At 60.4% G+C, this 17,531-nt stretch carries 16 protein-coding genes; 8 read left to right on the top strand and 8 right to left on the bottom strand.

Features of this window, described 5'->3' with window-relative positions; all coding sequences use genetic code 11:
- The first annotated feature begins 174 nt into the window (after positions 1-174).
- Positions 175-1,077, top strand: a complete 903-nt coding sequence (locus VMV64_RS17050) for a phosphoribulokinase (protein ID WP_325332537.1) — start codon at positions 175-177, stop codon at positions 1,075-1,077.
- 75 nt (positions 1,078-1,152) lie between these two features.
- Here the strand turns inward: VMV64_RS17050 and VMV64_RS17045 are convergent, their stop codons facing one another.
- On the bottom strand, positions 1,153-3,024 hold the full coding sequence (locus tag VMV64_RS17045; RefSeq protein ID WP_325332535.1) for a GNAT family N-acetyltransferase: 1,872 nt from the start codon (positions 3,022-3,024) through the stop codon (positions 1,153-1,155).
- A 107-nt stretch (positions 3,025-3,131) separates the two neighbouring features.
- Positions 3,132-3,380, bottom strand: coding sequence for a MoaD/ThiS family protein (locus tag VMV64_RS17040; RefSeq protein WP_325332533.1), 249 nt, complete (start codon positions 3,378-3,380; stop codon positions 3,132-3,134).
- A 62-nt stretch (positions 3,381-3,442) separates the two neighbouring features.
- Between VMV64_RS17040 and uvrD the strand changes: the two genes are divergently transcribed.
- Entirely contained in the window at positions 3,443-5,611 is a 2,169-nt protein-coding gene (gene uvrD, locus VMV64_RS17035; protein WP_325332531.1) for a DNA helicase II, read from the top strand.
- An 18-nt stretch (positions 5,612-5,629) separates the two neighbouring features.
- Here uvrD and VMV64_RS17030 read toward each other — a convergent pair whose 3' ends face one another.
- From VMV64_RS17030 to VMV64_RS17015, 4 genes are all read right to left on the bottom strand, one after another.
- Complete coding sequence (locus tag VMV64_RS17030; protein WP_325332529.1) at positions 5,630-6,385, bottom strand: BPSS1780 family membrane protein; 756 nt, start codon at positions 6,383-6,385, stop codon at positions 5,630-5,632.
- Between the two features lie 9 nt (positions 6,386-6,394).
- A complete protein-coding gene (locus tag VMV64_RS17025) occupies positions 6,395-7,342 on the bottom strand; it encodes a homoserine kinase (RefSeq protein ID WP_325332527.1) in 948 nt (315 codons plus the stop codon).
- A 21-nt stretch (positions 7,343-7,363) separates the two neighbouring features.
- Positions 7,364-7,708 carry a DUF2782 domain-containing protein gene (locus tag VMV64_RS17020; RefSeq protein ID WP_325332525.1) on the bottom strand — a complete coding sequence of 115 codons (345 nt, stop codon included), beginning with the start codon at positions 7,706-7,708 and terminating at the stop codon, positions 7,364-7,366.
- 247 nt (positions 7,709-7,955) lie between these two features.
- Positions 7,956-8,684 (bottom strand): TIGR00730 family Rossman fold protein, encoded by a 729-nt coding sequence (locus VMV64_RS17015; protein WP_325332523.1) that lies wholly within the window; start codon positions 8,682-8,684, stop codon positions 7,956-7,958.
- A 16-nt stretch (positions 8,685-8,700) separates the two neighbouring features.
- Here VMV64_RS17015 and polA point away from each other — a divergent pair, with 16 nt between their 5' ends.
- The 3 genes from polA (at position 8,701) to VMV64_RS17000 (ending at position 11,965) form a co-directional block, all read left to right on the top strand.
- Positions 8,701-11,406: a DNA polymerase I gene (gene polA / locus VMV64_RS17010; RefSeq protein ID WP_325332521.1), complete on the top strand. Its 2,706-nt coding sequence runs from the start codon at positions 8,701-8,703 to the stop codon at positions 11,404-11,406.
- 117 nt (positions 11,407-11,523) lie between these two features.
- Positions 11,524-11,679, top strand: coding sequence for a hypothetical protein (locus tag VMV64_RS17005; RefSeq protein ID WP_325332519.1), 156 nt, complete (start codon positions 11,524-11,526; stop codon positions 11,677-11,679).
- A gap of 28 nt (positions 11,680-11,707) precedes the next feature.
- Complete coding sequence (locus VMV64_RS17000; protein ID WP_325332517.1) at positions 11,708-11,965, top strand: hypothetical protein; 258 nt, start codon at positions 11,708-11,710, stop codon at positions 11,963-11,965.
- 92 nt (positions 11,966-12,057) lie between these two features.
- Here VMV64_RS17000 and VMV64_RS16995 read toward each other — a convergent pair whose 3' ends face one another.
- A complete protein-coding gene (locus tag VMV64_RS16995; RefSeq protein ID WP_325332515.1) occupies positions 12,058-12,963 on the bottom strand; it encodes an ice-binding family protein in 906 nt (301 codons plus the stop codon).
- A gap of 580 nt (positions 12,964-13,543) precedes the next feature.
- Entirely contained in the window at positions 13,544-14,176 is a 633-nt protein-coding gene (locus tag VMV64_RS16990; RefSeq protein WP_325332513.1) for a MarC family protein, read from the bottom strand.
- 325 nt (positions 14,177-14,501) lie between these two features.
- Here VMV64_RS16990 and dusB point away from each other — a divergent pair, with 325 nt between their 5' ends.
- The 3 genes from dusB (at position 14,502) to purH (ending at position 17,463) form a co-directional block, all read left to right on the top strand.
- Positions 14,502-15,503, top strand: a complete 1,002-nt coding sequence (dusB, locus tag VMV64_RS16985; protein WP_325332511.1) for a tRNA dihydrouridine synthase DusB — start codon at positions 14,502-14,504, stop codon at positions 15,501-15,503.
- On the top strand, positions 15,500-15,736 hold the full coding sequence (locus VMV64_RS16980; RefSeq protein WP_325332509.1) for a helix-turn-helix domain-containing protein: 237 nt from the start codon (positions 15,500-15,502) through the stop codon (positions 15,734-15,736). Before dusB ends, VMV64_RS16980 begins: the two co-directional genes overlap by 4 nt.
- A 158-nt stretch (positions 15,737-15,894) precedes the next feature.
- A complete protein-coding gene (gene purH, locus VMV64_RS16975; protein ID WP_325332507.1) occupies positions 15,895-17,463 on the top strand; it encodes a bifunctional phosphoribosylaminoimidazolecarboxamide formyltransferase/IMP cyclohydrolase in 1,569 nt (522 codons plus the stop codon).
- The last annotated feature ends 68 nt before the right edge of the window (positions 17,464-17,531 follow it).

Raw genomic sequence — 17,531 nt, 5'->3', positions numbered from 1 at the left:
CCCGCGAACGGCTGGCTCGGTTTACGCCTTTCAGCGGGTTACTGCGATGAAAAACAAAATAACTTTATCCTTCCATTCAAGAATCGAATGCCCCGCATAGTGACAAAAGCGGCAGCGCACGATTATACTCGCCCCATTCATTATTAATGACTTAAGCAGCGGGAGGAAATCCAGATGTCGAAGAAGCACCCTGTTATTGCGGTTACCGGTTCGTCCGGCGCCGGCACGACCACCGTCAAGGTTGCGTTCGAGCACATTCTCATCCGGGAGAACATCCAGGCAGCCGTGGTGGAAGGCGACAGCTTCCACTCGCTGAACCGGGTTCAATTCAAGGAAGCCGTAAGCAAAGCCGAAGCTCAGGGCAACGGCCATTTAAGCCATTTCGGGCCGGAAGCCAACCATTTCGACAAGATCGAGGCCTTATTCAAGAGCTACGGCGAAACCGGCACCGGCAAGAAGCGCTACTACCTGCACAACGACGACGAAGCCGAAACGCACAACGCCCGCCTGAAGCTGAAAACCAAGCTGAAAGCCGGTGAATTCACGCCTTGGGAAGACATCCCCGGCGGCACCGACATCCTGTTCTACGAAGGCCTGCACGGCCTGGCAGCAAACGGCAAGGTTGACGCGTCCAAATATGTGGATCTGGGTGTCGGCGTGGTGCCTATCGTCAACCTGGAATGGATCCAGAAAATCCACCGCGACGCCAAGGAGCGCGGCTACTCGGCAGAAGCCACGGTGGAAACCATCCTGCGTCGCATGCCCGACTACATCAACTACATTACCCCGCAGTTCTCACGCACCGACGTCAACTTCCAGCGCGTGCCGACCGTGGACACTTCCAACCCCTTCATCGCCCGCGACATCCCGACGCCCGACGAAAGCTTCGTGGTGATCCGCTTCAAGGATCCCAAGGGCGTCGATTTCTGCTATCTGCAAAGCATGATCCCCAACTCGTTCATGTCGCGCCGCAACACCCTGGTAGTGCCCGGCGGCAAGATGGGCTTCGCGATGGAAGTCATTCTCGCCCCGATGATCCACGACATGATGGAAGCCAAGAAAAAGCACAAGAAGTAAGCATCGAGAGCTGCAGCAAAAAAACCGGGTACGGGCTTCTGCCCCTACCCGGTTTTTTTTGCCGCAAACCAGGCCCTATTCGAACAGCATGGTGACTTCGTGCGTATCGCCATGCCGCTCGATGCTGATATCGTCGCAAGCCCGCTTCGCCAGATTGATCATGTTGGCGTTATAGGTCTGGATTTCGGCGGTAAAGCCCCGCAAGCCACGCTTCTTCGCATGTTCCATGAGCCTGAGCTGCATAGCGGTGCCGATTCCCTTACCCTGCCATTCCGGCGACACCATATAGGCGACCTCCGCCATGTTGGCAGACGGGTTCACAAAGTAAAACGCGCTGCCGATAATGGTTTCCTTTCCCTTGGCGCCATACAGCACCAGGAAGGCCACCTCGCTGTCCTGGTCGACATTGCACAGGCGTTGCGCCTCGGCATCGGAAAGATGGCTCAGGCGCCGGAAAAAGCGCGTGTAAAGATCTTCCTTGCTCATACTCCTGAAAAACCCCTGCAAAGCCGGCGTGTCCTTGGCCCGGGTCGGGCGGATCAGCACGGTCTTCTGGTCCCTCAGGAGCAGGCGCCGCTCTTCTCGATCCGAGGCCGCGCCGGACTTCCTGAGAGACAGCCCCTTCTCGACATAACCGAGCTTCCTGGCCTCTTTCAGCAGCTTGGGGCGGAAATCCGGATGGGCAATCCGGATCAGTGCGAGCACCCGTTCGCGAATGGACTTGCCAAACAGGTAGGCAATGCCGTACTCGGTCACCACGTAGTGGACGTCGGAACGCGCAATGGTCACGCCTTCTCCCTGCAACAGCAGCGGGCGGATGCGCGACATCTTGCCGTCCTCCGTCGTGGAGGTCAGGCAGACGACAGGCTTGCCGCCGGGCGACAGGGCCGCGCCCCGGATGAATTCCACCTGGGTCGTCACCCCGCCGCAAAACTGGCCGGCAAACTGGTCAGTGCAGACCTGCCCGGTCAGGTCCACCGCGCAGGCCTGGTTCACCGAAACCATCTTGTACTGCCGGGCGATGGTGTCGATGGCACTGACGCGCTCGATCGACTGGAAGGAAAACAGGGGGTTACCATCGATCAGGTCGTAAAGCCGCCGCGTACCCAGACAGTAGCTGCCGACAACCATGCCCCGGTACTGGCTTTTGCAGCGGCCGGTCACCACCCCATTCTCCATCAGTTCGACCAGGGCATCCGTAATGACATCCGTATGAACGCCGAGATCGCGCCGGTCACCGAGATGCCGGAGCGTCGCCTGCGGCAGGCAGCCCAGCCCGATCTGCAAGGTGGAACGGTCTTCGACGAGGCTTGCGACATGCCGGGCTATCCGCTCGGTCACCTCGTCGACGGGGGCCGCAGGCGCTTCGATAACCGGCGCGTCGTGCCAGACCATGCGATCGAAGCGGCTGACATGGACGAGACTGTCCCCGGTAGTGCGGGGCATGTTGGGGTTGATTTCGGCAATGACGCGGCGGGCGTTCTGGACCATCGAGGCGGTCACGTCAACCGAAACGCCTAGACTCGAATAGCCGAATTCGTCCGGCGGGGATACCTGGACAAATGCCACGTCGATCGGGATACGCCCGTTTTCGACGAGCCCGGGTACCTGCGACAGGGATACGGGTATGTATTCGGCCAGCCCCTTTGCGACAGCAGTGAGCATGTCGCTGCCGACAAAGAAACATTTGTGTCTGTACCGCGTCGAGGGTTTGCCCTCCTTGTGCGGCATCGCACCATCGGTCAGGAAATGGAAAAGCGTCACATCGGGGGGCGGATCGGCAAGGTTCTCCAGCGCAGCGCACAGCAAGCGGGGGGTTGCGCAGGCCGTGCCGAGATAGACATTGTTTCCGGCACGAACCGTAGCAACAGCCTCCTTCGCCGAAACCATCCTGGACTCGTGTCCCGCCAGGGCGGGATGCGTCGAAACGATTTTTGCTAGTTCCATTGCCTGGCCTCCCCCTCTCTATTTCCAGATCGAAGATAAAACCTAACCTAACCCTTCAAATCATATTATGTTTATCCCTGCCTGTCTGCTTTAAGCCACCCACAATCCTATTTCAGCCGTTCGGGAATGAAGGCAATCTCGTCGCCCTCCTTGATCGCCGTCTCTGGGGCGGCCGGCTGCCGGTTCACCATCACCGCCACCTTGTCTCCGGCCAGCGCTTTCCAGCATGCGTCGTCGCGGCGGCCCAGCCAGTCGATCAATGCTTTTACGCTGCTCACCGAAGCCGGCAGCGTAACCTGTTCCGAGGTGCGGTCCAGCGATTCTGCCAGTTGCGCGAAATACATCAGTTTTGTCATCGTGTTTCCTCCGTTGCCATGCTTTATAATAGGTTTTCCGTTGCCCAGAAGTCTACCACGCCATGCCCCAGTCCTTTCTTGCCGGGCTCAACCCCGAACAACTCGAAGCCGCCACCCTGCCGCACCAGTCCGCGCTGATCCTGGCCGGCGCCGGCAGCGGCAAGACGCGGGTGCTGACCACCCGCATCGCCCACCTGATCCAGACCGGTCAGGTCAGCCCGGCGGGGATACTGGCCGTCACCTTCACCAACAAGGCGGCCAAGGAAATGCTGACGCGGCTGGGCGCGATGCTGCCGATCAACACCCGCGGCATGTGGATCGGCACTTTCCACGGCCTGTGCAACCGCCTGCTCCGCGCTCACCACCGCGAGGCCGGCTTGCCCGCGCAGTTCCAGATTCTCGATTCCGCCGACCAGCTCGGCGCGATCAAGCGCCTGCTCAAGGCGCTGAATGTCGACGACGAGAAATACCCGCCCAAGCAGCTGCAGCATTTCATCAACAACACCAAGGATCAGGGGCTGCGCGCCAAGGACGTGGAGGCCTACGACCCCTACACGCGCAAACAGCAGGAGCTGTTCGCCGCCTATGACGAGCAGTGCCAGCGCGAGGGCGTGGTGGATTTCGCCGAGCTGCTGCTGCGGAGCTACGAGCTGCTTTCCCGCGATGCCGCCTTGCGCGCCCATTACCAGAGCCGCTTTTGCCACATCCTGGTGGACGAGTTTCAGGACACCAACCGCCTCCAGTACCTCTGGCTCAAGCAACTGGCGGGGCCGGATGCCGCAGTGTTCGCGGTCGGCGACGACGACCAGTCGATCTATGCCTTCCGCGGCGCGCGGGTGGGCAACATGCAGGATTTCGAGCGCGATTTCGGTGTCGAGAAAGTCATCAAGCTGGAGCAAAACTACCGTTCTCACGGCAACATCCTGGATGCCGCCAACGCCCTGATCCGCCACAACCGCGGCCGGCTCGGCAAGAACCTGTGGACCGCCGAAAGCACCGGCGAGCCGATCCGCCTGTACGAAGCCGCCAACGATCAGGAAGAAGCCCAGTTCATCGTCGACGAAGCACGCGCGCTGAAGCGCGAAGGCGTGGACTTCGCCCAGATCGCCTTGCTGTACCGCTCCAACGCCCAATCCCGCGTGCTGGAGCACGCCCTGTTCAACGCCGGCATTCCTTACCGCGTCCATGGCGGCCTGCGCTTCTTCGAACGGCAGGAGGTCAAGCACGCGCTGGCCTACCTGCGCCTGATCGGCAATACCGACGACGACGGCGCCCTGATGCGGGTGATCAACTTCCCGGCGCGCGGCATCGGCGCGCGCAGCCTGGAGCAGTTGCAGGAAATCGCCAGACAAAACCAGCCCAGCCTGTGGCAGGCGGCAAAAAGCGGACAGCTCGGCGGCAAGGCGGGGTCGAGTATCGGCGCCTTTCTTGAGCTGATCAGGGCGATGCAGGACACCTGCGAAGGTCTGCCATTGCCGGAGCAAATCGAGCACATGCTGGCGCAGAGTGGGCTGGTGGCGCATTACCAGGCCGAGAAAGACGGCGCCGACCGGGTCGACAACCTCAACGAACTGGTCAACGCCGCCGTCGGCTTCGTCAACGAGAACGAGGACGACAGCCTTACCGCTTTCCTCACCCATGCCGCGCTGGAGGCGGGCGAGCATCAGGCCGAGGCGGGCAGCGACGCGCTCCAGCTGATGACCGTGCACGCCGCCAAGGGGCTGGAGTTCCACGCCGTGTTCCTGAGCGGGCTGGAGGAGGGACTGTTTCCCCACGACAACGCCCGCAACGAAGCCGACGGCGTCGAGGAAGAGCGGCGCCTGATGTACGTCGCCATCACCCGCGCCAGGCGCCGGCTTTACCTCAGCCTGGCGCAGAGCCGGATGCTGCACGGCCAGTTCCGCTACGGGCTGGCTTCGCGCTTCCTGAGCGAGATCCCGGAAAACCTGCTGAAACGGATCAACCCGGCGCCTAAAGCCTCACGCCCATACCCGCAATCTGTTGCGGACAACTGGGCGGCACGGCCAGAGCCGGCCAAACCCAGCGCTTATGAGCGCAGTATGATCGACTCGCCCTGGCATGTCGGCCAGAACGTGGCTCACGCCAAGTTCGGCGCGGGCGTCATCGTCAACTGCGAAGGCAGCGGCGCGGATGCACGGGTGCAGGTGAAATTCCGCAATGCTGGGGTGAAATGGCTGGCGCTGGAGTATGCCAAGCTGACGGCTGCTTGAGCTGGACGGAAAGGGAAGTTACGCCGGCAGCGTGGGCGACTCGGTTTCCTGCTCCCGCTCAGCCGGAAAAATATCCTTGTAGCCCAAATAGATCGAGGCATTCAGTACCGGCACCAGAATCAGCATGCCGAGGCCGAAGGGGATCATTGCGATCATCATCAGGATAAAGGCGATCACCCCGTAAACCAGAAACGGCCACATATTGCGCAGACAGCCCACAAAGCTCAGCTTCATCGCGTCCATGGCCGTCATGTTGCGCAACACCACCAGTGCCGGGGCGAACCAGTACGCCATCAGCAGCGGGATCAAGAGCGCAAAGGCGACCAGCAGGGCGATCAGCATTCCGCCCATCGCGCCCACCATCGCCTCGTTCGGCTCTACGCCCTGCATCTGGCCCAGCGCCGCCGAGCCGAGAATGGCGCCGCCGCCGCTCATCATCATCAGCCCGAGGATAATGATCGACCCCACCAGATACAGGCCGCCGACGGTAACAAGCTGGCCGGTGTTGTGCTTGAATCCTGCGATCAGATAGCCCAGTTCGAGCTCTTCACCCGCCTCCACGCCGCGGCAGGCCAGCATGAAGCCGGCGGTGAACACCGGCGCCAGCAGCGTCATCACCAGCGGACCGACCACGGGAATGATGGAAACCACGATGACGATCAGAAAATAGATCACGAACAGCGCGATCCAGATCGGCGGATTCTTCCGGAACAAGGCGAAGCCGCCCACTATCCACTGCCAGCCCCGTCCGGCATCGACTTTACGCACTTCCATGTTTGATCCTTACAATAAATGCTGCAATTCGGACGGCGTCGCCACATGCCGCTGCAAAATACGGCGGAAATGGCCGGGGTCCTTGGCGTGGGTGAGCTCGCCCGGGCGCGGAAAATGGAAATCGTAGAGGCGCGACAGCCAGAAGCGCAGCGCGCCGGCGCGCAGCATCGCCGGCCATGCCTGCTGCTCCATCTCGGACAGCGGACGGGTCTGGTGGTAGGCGCGCAACATGGCCGCAGTCCGCTCACTATCCAGCGATCCATCCTCGGCGATGCACCAGTCGTTCACCGTAATCGCCAGGTCGTAAAGCCAGGCGCCGCTGCAGGCGTAGTAAAAATCGATGGCGCCGCTCAAGGCGTCGTCCTTGAACAATACATTATCGCGGAACAGGTCACCGTGGATCACGCCGCGCGGCAGGTCCTCGAAGCGAAAGCCGGACTGGTAGCCGATTTCCTGGCTGAGCAATTCGGTTTCCTCGGGCGGCAGCTTGGGCAGCACCAGCGGCGCGGTCGCCTTCCACCAGGCCGGACCGCGCGGGTTCGGCATTTCAGCCTTATAGGAACGGCCGGCGAGGTGCATGTCAGCGAGCATTTCGCCGACTTGGCTGCAGTGGTGCGCATTCGGCTGCTCCAGCGACTTACCCTCAAGGCAGCTGACGATACAGGCCGGCTTGCCGTTCAGCTCGCCGAGAAAGCTGTTTTCCAGGCTGGCGATCGGCCGCGGGCAGGGGATGCCGTGGGAGGCAAGATGGTCGAGCAGGTTGAGGAAAAACGGCAACTCTTCGCGGTTGAGCTTCTCGAACAGAGTCAGCACATAGCGCGCATGGCTGGTGGTAACAAAATAATTGGTGTTTTCGATGCCGGCGGAAATGCCCTGCAGATCGACCAGGCTGCCCAGGGAATAATTCTTCAGCCAGACGGCAAGTTCATCTCTGGAAACGGTAGTAAAAACGGACATGCGGTAACGATCGTGAGTGGCTTAGAAACGCATCAACACCCACTGCGGCACGCGCACCCCGGAATCCAGGTTGTCCTGACGCGAGAATTGCCCGTCCCCTTTGTGGTCAACCAGGTAGTAGGGCACGCCATGGGGCGGGGTGACTTTCAGCATGTACAGCTTGCCGCCGATGCGGTATTCCTCGACCTTTTCCTCGCCGCGCTTGATGATGGTCACCTGCGGCTCCAAAGCCGGGTCAAGCTCCATTCCTGCCGGCGCCGCAGGCGGCTCGGGGATCGGCTGCAGGTCCTTGGGCAGGGTTTTGGCGCCTTCCGCATAGGCAGGCAGGGTCAGGGCAATCAGCAATAGGGCGATCAGGGCGCGCATGTTTTTTTCCTTAAATACAGAAGACCATTATACATTTGAATCGATAAAAAGCTGTTGAACCGCAAAGGACGCAAGGGACGCGAAGAAATTCAAGGGCTTGAACAACTTAATCCGCTTACCAGATGGGTGGTGCAGAATAATTCATTTACTCATTGTTTCGCCTAGAGGCGCCTACTTTTGGTACCTTGCGAACCTTAGCGTCCTTTGCGGTGAAATGCCGTTTTTAGGTTAAAGGGCTTATTCGAAATTACAGGCTGAGCAGCATTTCCCGCTCGGCGGCGGAAGGCTCGAAACCGCGAGTTTCATAGTACTTGAAGATCGCATCCACCACGTCCTTGGGCTCGTCGATCAACTGGATCAGGTCCATGTCGTCCGCATTGATCGTTCCCTCCTTGACCAGGGTATCCCTGAACCAGTCCACCAGGCCGCGCCAGTAAGGTTCATGCACCAGGATGATCGGAATTTTGCGGGTCTTGCCGGTCTGCACCAGAGTCAGCGCTTCCATCAGCTCGTCCAGAGTGCCGAAGCCGCCCGGCATCACGACGTAGGCCGTGGCGAACTTGACGAACATCACCTTGCGCGCGAAAAAATGGCGGAAGGTCTGGCTGATGTTCTGGTAGAGGTTGGTATGCTGCTCGAATGGCAGCTGGATGTTCAGGCCGACGCTGGGGGATTTGCCGAAAAAGGCGCCCTTGTTGGCCGCCTCCATGATGCCCGGGCCGCCGCCGGAAATCACGCTGAAACCGGCATCGGACAAGAGCCGGGAAATTTCCTCGGTGAGCTTGTAATAATGATGATCGACGGAGGTGCGGGCGCTGCCGAAAACGCTCACGGCGGGACGGATGGAACTCAGGCGCTCCGTCGCCTCGACGAATTCTGCCATAATCTCGAACACGCGCCAGGATTCCCTGGCTGAATAGGCGTACCCGGCAATGTCCGTGCCCTGCATTTTGGGGATTTTTTCTGAGCCGTTCATAAAGGTTTAACCGCAAATGGAAACTAAAACGCTGCTGCTGGTGGATGGATCATCTTACCTGTACCGCGCTTTTCACGCGCTGCCAGATCTGCGCAACCGCCTCAACGAGCCGACCGGGGCGATCTACGGCGTGCTCAACATGCTGCGCCGCCTGCACAAGGATTATAGCGCCGATTATAGCGCCTGTGTGTTCGACGCCAAGGGGAAAACCTTCCGCGACGACCTCTACCCGCAATACAAGGCCCACCGCCCGCCGATGCCGGACGACCTGGCGCGCCAGATCGAGCCGCTGCACGAGGCGATCCGCGCCATGGGCTGGCCGCTGTTGATGGTGGACGGGGTGGAAGCCGACGATGTCATCGGCACCCTGGCCGAAATAGCCTGGCGCCAGGGCATCCGCACCGTGATCTCGACCGGCGACAAGGACATGGCGCAGCTGGTCAATCCGCACGTTTCCCTGGTCAACACCATGAGCAACGAGAAACTCGACGAGGCCGGCGTCGCCGCCAAGTTCGGCGTACCCGCCACGCGCATCGTCGACTACCTCGCCCTGGTCGGCGACGCGGTGGACGGCGTGCCGGGCGTGGACAAGGTCGGGCCGAAGACCGCGGTCAAATGGCTGGCCCAGTACGGCTCGCTCGACAACCTGATCGCCCATGCCGACGAGATCGGCGGCGTGGTCGGCGAGAACCTGTGCAATACCCTGGACTGGCTGCCCAAGGGCAGGGAGCTCCTCACCATCAAATGCGACGTGGCGCTGCCGGTCACCCTGCAAGAACTTGGCCCGCAACCTCAGGACACGCCGAAGCTGATTGAGCTGTTCGAGCGCTGCGAGTTCAAGACCTGGCTGCGCGAGGCGGTCGATGCCGGCACGCAAAATCAGGCCGGCGAGACGGTCGAACGGCCACCGAAGCAGGAAGCGAGTTATGAAACGGTATTGACCGAAGCTCATCTGTCGGCCTGGATCGAACGCCTGGAGCGCGCCGAGCTGATTTCGGTCGACACCGAAACCACCAGCCTCGACCCGCTGGCGGCAAAAATTGTCGGCATCTCCCTGGCGCTGGAGCCGCACCATGCCGCCTACATCCCGCTCGCCCACCGTTACGCCGGCGTGGCGCAGCAGCTCGATCGGGAAACGGTGCTGCGCCGGCTCAAGCCCCTGCTGGAAAGCAAGACCCGGCCCAAGCTCGGGCAGAACCTCAAGTACGACAAGCACGTGTTCGCCAACCACGGCATCATTCTCGACGGCATCGTCCACGACACCCTGCTGCAATCCTACGTGCTCGAAAGCCACAAGCCGCACGACATGGACTCCCTGGCGCTGCGCCACCTCGGCGCCAAGACCATTACCTACGCCGAGGTCGCCGGCAAGGGCGCAAAGCAGATCGGCTTCGACCAGGTCGACATCGAAACCGCCACCCGCTATGCGGCGGAAGATGCCGACATCACCCTGCAACTGCACCAGGCCCTGTTCCCGCAGATAGAGCCCGATGCCAAGCTGGGCTTCGTTTACCGCAATATCGAAATGCCCCTGCTCGACGTGCTGTTCACCATGGAGCGCAACGGGGTGCTGCTGGATACCCAACTGCTCGCCCAGCAAAGCCACGAGCTCGGCACCAGCATGCTGCGGCTGGAAAGGGAAGCGCACCAGTTGGCGGGCCAGCCGTTCAACCTCAACAGCCCGAAGCAGATCCAGGAAATCCTGTTCGACCAGCTCAAGCTGCCGGTGAAAAAGAAAACCCCCAGCGGCGCCCCCTCCACCGACGAGGACGTGCTGCAGGAGCTGGCGCTGGACTACCCGTTGCCGAAATTGCTGCTCGAATACCGCGGGGTGGCCAAGCTCAAGTCCACCTACACCGACAAGCTGCCGCGCATGGTCGACCCGCAAACCGGCCGCGTCCACACCAGCTACAACCAGGCGGTGGCGGTGACCGGACGGCTGGCCAGTTCCGACCCCAACCTGCAGAACATCCCGGTGCGCACTCAGGAAGGGCGGCGCATCCGCGAAGCCTTCATCGCTACGCCGGGCAGCCACATCATCGCCGCCGACTACTCGCAGATCGAACTTCGGATCATGGCTCATCTCTCCAGCGACGAAAGCCTGCTCAGGGCCTTTGCCGCTGGCGAGGACATCCACCGCGCCACCGCCTCGGAAGTCTTCGGCGTAACGCCGGCCGAGGTCAGCAGCGAGCAACGCCGCTACGCCAAGGTGATCAACTTCGGACTGATCTACGGCATGTCCGCGTTCGGCCTGGCCTCGCAGTTGGGCATCGAGCGCAACGCCGCCCAGGCCTACATGGAACGCTACTTCGCCCGCTACCCCGGCGTGGCCCGATACATGGAGCGCACCCGCGAAGCCGCCAAGGCGCAGGGCTATGTCGAAACCGTGTTCGGCCGCAGGCTATGGCTGCCGGAAATCGGCGGCGCCAACGGCATGCGCCGCCAGGCCGCCGAGCGCGCCGCGATCAACGCGCCGATGCAGGGCACCGCCGCCGACCTGATCAAGCTCGCCATGATCGCGGTGCAGGGCTGGCTGGAGAAACACCGGATGCAGAGCCTGATCATCATGCAGGTGCACGACGAACTGGTGCTGGAAGTGCCCGACGCCGAGCTGGAAACCGTCCAGCGCGAATTGCCCGGCCTGATGTGCGGGGTAGCTCAGCTGGCCGTGCCGCTGATAGTGGACATGGGGGTCGGACCGAATTGGGAGCAGGCGCACTGAAATCGACCCATCACCATGGCGGTTGACACGCATGGACATGATGCAGACGATGGTGGAAAATGTGCCGGAGCAGCGCCACCACATGCAGCCAAGCAAATCATTCTCCGGTACTTTACAATGAAATTCGTCGTCCGATACTGGTCATCCCAGCTCCCGGATTACCGCAAGCCGGACGGCGAACCGCATTGGCTGGATTACTCCCTGCACCCCGCCACCAAGCTCGGCCTGCATAACGCCTTGCTGACCCTGCAAGACCGCCTGCAAATCCCTTGAACAGCATGGCGGCCATTACGGGTGTGCGGTGTTCGTGCTGGAATTCGGCAAAGAGGAAAAACTCACACAGGAGGCCGCCGAGCGGCTGTTCGCCTCGCTACCGCACGGTGAAGTTAAATGGCTGGATATCCGGAATTTTCTGCTGTTGCCGCTGGCCGAAGCGAAAGATTCAGTTTCCTCCACGCACGAGGGTGAGCAGGAACAGCAGCTTCACCTGTTCGAACAACACCATACCCCCTACGACGAGGCCGGGGCGGAACGCCACAAAATTGAAACGGATGCTTAAGACATCGAATTCAACTCGCATAAGGCGCCCATCCCTGCGAACCCCATTGCATAGAAAAATTCCAGGGTCGTTATCGTCGCGGACTGTAGCTCTCAACCGTGACGACGACGAGCAAATCCAAGACCCGCGAGTCCGAGTCCCAGCAGCGCCAGCGTGGCTGGCTCGGGAACGGTCCCATTACCGTTGCTGCTGCCGCCGCTGAAGCCGACGCTGCCGTAGTCCTCGCGCCCGCTGCTGAAGTCTTCGGCGATGCAATCATTGGAGATGGTGTTGCCAATCATCGTCACCGCAGCATTGAGCGAGATGGCCCTACCGCACAGAATTTTTGCGGTCGAACCGAAGCTGACGGTGTCGAGGGCAATAATATTTCCTGCAAACACAGTACTGGAACCCAGAGTTGCGGCCCCGGTGCCGGCCCCGCCAGTGACGCCCATCAGCCAATACACGCCGCTGAGTTCGCTAGTTGAATCCCCACCGATGACGTTAACAGAAGAGGCGCTTCCAGTTGTGAGCGCAGTCCCTATCTGGAAAACGAAGTCCCCATCGGGGTTGCTCGAAAAGTCGAGAGTGAGGGCTCCGTTCAACGCAGCCGTTGTATCAAAATGATAGACGCCGGGCGCGAGCACCATTCCAGCCAGATCCAAGCCAGTCAAGTCATTGGGACCGTATGGCAGGAGTTTCAGAGTATTGTACGCAGTGAGGGCGTCACTCTGAGCCTGCGCCGCGGCCGCATCACCTAAGTGTACAGCACTGGGGTTGAGCAACGCGTTAATCCCATTGACGGTTAGGCTCTCCTGGCCAGTGATCGACGCAGCTGGGTAGACACCCACATCTCCCCAGAGGGTGGTCGTGCCGGTATTGGTCACGCTCGGGGTGGCACCCAAGACCGAGAAGCTCTGCGCCGTACCCAGATATGGCGTCGCCATTGCCGGCGAGGCGCCGTAAAGCGCTCCGATCACTGCCAATGACAGTACCAACAAGTTTTTTGGTGTTTTCATCTCATGCTCTCCTTGATCGTTATTTAATATCAGTAGTGCCCGGCTAAATCGAGTCATGAAGGCTGCAAAGCGCAGTATTGATCGATTCTGGGGTGCCCCCTATTGGATAGGTTGAATTGCTATTCGGTCTTCAACTGAAAATAAGCACATCCTATGCCATATTAAATAACTCCAGTATCATCAATATGATAGGAATTAAATAAGTTTTCTGACTGCCCTTCTCCCACCAATGTGTAAAGAATTCCGACAGTCCGCCACAGGCAATTCCTTCCCCTTGCGCCGGCTTAGAACCCAAAGGAATTCATTGGCGGTTGAATACTTTTTTCAGGTTAAATTCAACCCCGTGCAGTGCCTCATTCTGATTGGAATTTAATCGGCTATTGGCACGAACGACTTTCTGAAGGATATCGTTGGCCTTGGCGGTCCAGATGTAAGGTTTGGCGATGAAGGGAGCGCCACCCTTTTAATATGCGTTATTTCCCAGTTTTGCCCAGACTCACCAAAACGACTGTTGAGGAGGCAAAAATCCAAATTTGGCATTTTTTGATTGAGTGCGAGGGACGCACCCCGCTCACCCGGCTTACTTACCGAGCAGCCCGCTTTGCGCGATGCCGTCGAACACAAACTGTACCGCCAGGGCGGACAGCAGAATGCCGAAAATCCGGTTGATCACCTGCATGCCCGTCACGCCGAGAAAGCGGTGGATCTGGCCGGCGGTCAGCATGGCAACGAAGGTCACCAGCATAATAGCGAGGAGGGCCGCCAGGACGACCAGCTGCTGCGTAACCTGCCCCTCGGCATTCGCCATCAACAGAATGGCCGCCCCAATGGCGCCGGGTCCGGCAATCAGCGGGGTGGCGAGCGGGAACACGGCAATGTCATGCTTGTGTTCGGCCTCCCGATCCTCCTCATCCGTCGTCGATGTAGCACCGGAAGTACGCGCAAACACCATGTCGATGCTGATCAACAGCAACAAAACGCCGCCAGCCGTCCTCAGCGCCGCCAGAGAAATACCCATCCCGGCCAGCAGAAACTTCCCGAGCAGTGCAAAAACCAGCAGAATCACCGTGGCGATCACGATCCCGCGGATAGCGATAGAACGCCGCTCCGAAGGGGCGGCTGTTGCCGTCAAGGCGGCGAACATCGCCGCCACATCGATCGGAGCGACCGTTGCAAAGAAAGTTGCCAGGGCAATGCCCGCTGTCTCAAACATTGATGCTCTCAAAAGTTTTGCTGCACATCATTCATTGAAGCACATATTTTTGCTTGCACCGGCCATAACGATAGCACGCTATGGCGCCACACTTTGCCCCCGCACCGAAACCGGGCATATACCGGCTAAATTTAACGCCGCCCACTTCTGCATGGCCAGCCCCATCTCGCAGGCATGGCATGGCACGCCCCACATCAGGGCAGGATCGTAAGCGGAAACCGGCTTGCCGACCCTGATCAGGGATGTGTTTTTTCCTTGCGGCTATCCCTTTCACGGCAACGGGTTTGGGATTACAATACCGCCCTTCCCGCTCAAAAAATAAGCCATGAAAATCGGCCCCTATTCACTGAATAGCAATTTGGTCGTTGCCCCCATGGCAGGGGTGACTGACCGTCCTTTCCGTAAGCTGTGCCGCAGCTTCGGCGCGGGACTTGCCGTTTCGGAGATGGTCGCCTCCAATTCCCTGCTCTACGGCAGCGAGAAAACCAAGCGCCGGGCCGACAACGTGGGCGAATCCGAGCCGGTGTCAGTACAGATTGTCGGCGCCGATCCGGCGATGCTGGCGGAAGCGGCGAAATACAATGCGGACCGTGGCGCCCAGATCATCGACATCAACATGGGCTGCCCGGCGAAGAAGATCTGCAACGTCATGGCCGGTTCGGCGCTGTTGCAGAACGAACCTCTGGTGGCGCGCATCCTGGAAGCAGTGGTGAAAGCGGTGGATGTGCCGGTGACCCTGAAGATCCGCACCGGCTGGGACAAGAACAACCGCAACGCCATCAATGTGGCACGCATCGCCGAGGCCTCCGGCATCCAGGCGCTGGCCATCCATGGCCGCACCCGCGCCTGCGGCTACAGCGGCGACGCCGAGTACGACACCATCGCCGCGGTCAAGGCTGAAATCCATATTCCGGTGATCGCCAACGGCGATATCACCACGCCGCAAAAAGCCAAATTCGTGCTCGATTACACCCGGGCCGACGCCGTCATGATCGGTCGTGCGGCGCAGGGCCGGCCATGGATTTTCCGCGACATCGCTCATTACCTGAAAACCGGCGAGTTGCTGCCGCACCCCGATGTGGCCGAGACCCACAACTTGCTGAACAGCCACCTGCATGAACTTTACGTCTTTTATGGCGAGCACACCGGCGTGCGCATGGCACGCAAGCACATTGCCTGGTATACCCGGGGCCTGCCGGATTCCGCCGGGTTCCGCCATGCCATGAACCAGTTGCAATCCCCCCGCGAGCAGCTTGACTCCGTCGAGCGCTTCTTTGCCGAGTCGACCGGGCATACTTATATGATGGAAAACGAGATGGCAGCATGATCAACGAAAACGAAATTTCAGTCTGCGTGCGCAAGGCGTTGGATGGCTACTTCAAGGATCTGGACGGGGAAAAGCCCTGCGCCATCTACGAGATGGTGGTGGGATGCGTGGAAAAGCCGCTGCTGCAGGTGATCCTCGACCACGCCCAAGGCAACCAGACCCGCGCCGCCGAAATCCTCGGCCTTAACCGCAACACCCTGCGCAAGAAAATGAAAACCCACGGGATCAAGTAAGAACCCCGATTCTAAAGCCAACCACGAATTACACGAATGATCACGAATTGACCCGAATGCTTACAAATTGACGTATGGTTTTGGGCAAGATTTTATTCGTGTGCATTCGTGAAAATTCGTGACATTCGTGGTTAAACCGCTTTCCCAGGAAAATTTACATGACCAAAATCAGCCGCGCCCTCATCAGCGTTTCCGACAAAACCGGCGTACTCGAATTCGCCCAGACCCTGCGCCAGTTCGGCGTGGAAATCCTCTCCACCGGCGGCACCGCGAAAATGCTCGCCGATGCCGGCGTGGCGGTCACCGAAGTCGGCGACTACACCGGCTTCCCTGAAATGCTCGACGGCCGGGTCAAGACTTTGCACCCGAAAGTGCACGGCGGCATCCTGTTCCGCCGCGACCTGCCGGCCCACGTGTCGGCCGCCGCCGCCGCCGGCATCCCGCCGATCGACCTGGTCATCGTCAACCTCTACCCGTTCCGCGCCACCATCGCCAAGCCCGACTGCTCGCTGGAAGACGCGATCGAGAACATCGACATCGGCGGCCCGACCATGGTGCGCGCTGCCGCCAAGAACCACCGCGACGTGGCGGTGGTGACCGACCCGGCCGACTACGCAACGCTCGCCGCCGAAATGCTGGCCAATGGCGGGGCGCTCAGCAGCGAAACCAAATTCAAGCTGGCGGTGAAAGCCTTCTCCCACACCGCCGAGTACGACGGAGCGATCAGCAACTACCTCACCGCCATCACCCCGGACGGCGGCAAGCAGCAATTCCCGGAACGGCTCAACTTCCAGTTCGCCAAGGCCCAGGCCATGCGCTATGGCGAGAACCCGCACCAGCAGGCTGCGTTCTACGTCGCGCCCGGCGAAAAGGAGGCGAGCATCGCCACCGCGCGCCAGTTGCAGGGCAAAGAGCTGTCCTACAACAACATCGGCGATGCCGATGCCGCACTGGAATGCGTCAAGCAGTTCGACGCGGCGCCGGCCTGCGTCATCGTCAAGCACGCCAACCCCTGCGGCGTGGCCTACGGTGCCAACCTGCTCGAAGCCTATGACCTCGCCTACAAGACCGACCCCGAATCCGCCTTCGGCGGCATCATCGCCGTCAACGGCGAACTGGATGCCGCAACCGCGCAGGCCATCGTCGAACGCCAGTTCGTCGAAGTCATCATCGCCCCCAAGGTTTCGGCAGCGGCCAGCGAAATCGTGGCGGCGAAAAAGAACGTGCGCCTGCTGGAATGCGGCCAGTGGTCGAAGGAGCCGGCCCAGCGACTGGATTTCAAGCGCGTCACCGGCGGCCTGCTGGTACAGGGTGCCGATCTGGCGCTATATAACGAACTCAGGGTGGTCACGAAACGCGCCCCGACCGAAGCCGAGATGGCCGACCTGCTGTTTGCCTGGCGCGTGGCCAAGTTCGTCAAATCCAACGCCATCGTCTATGCCAAGGGCAAAATGACCATCGGCGTCGGCGCCGGCCAGATGAGCCGGATCAATTCCGCGCGCATAGCCGCCATCAAGGCCGAGCATGCCGGCTTGCAGGTCAGCGGTTCGGTGATGGCCTCGGACGCGTTCTTCCCGTTCCGCGACGGCATCGATTCGGCTGCCCAGTCCGGCATCGTCGCCGTGATCCAGCCCGGCGGATCGATGCGCGACGAAGAGGTGATCGCCGCTGCGGATGAACACGGCATGGCGATGGTGTTCACCGGGATGCGGCATTTCCGGCATTAAGCTTTAACCGCAAAGGCGCGAAGGCGCAAAGGGTTCTGAAAACTCTTTGCACTAACTTTGCGCCTTTG

This window comes from Sulfuricella sp. (assembly GCF_035531155.1).
Lineage (GTDB): Bacteria > Pseudomonadota > Gammaproteobacteria > Burkholderiales > Sulfuricellaceae > Sulfuricella.
Note: the sequence above shows the minus strand (reverse complement) of the source record. Positions and strands in the feature narration are given on the sequence as shown.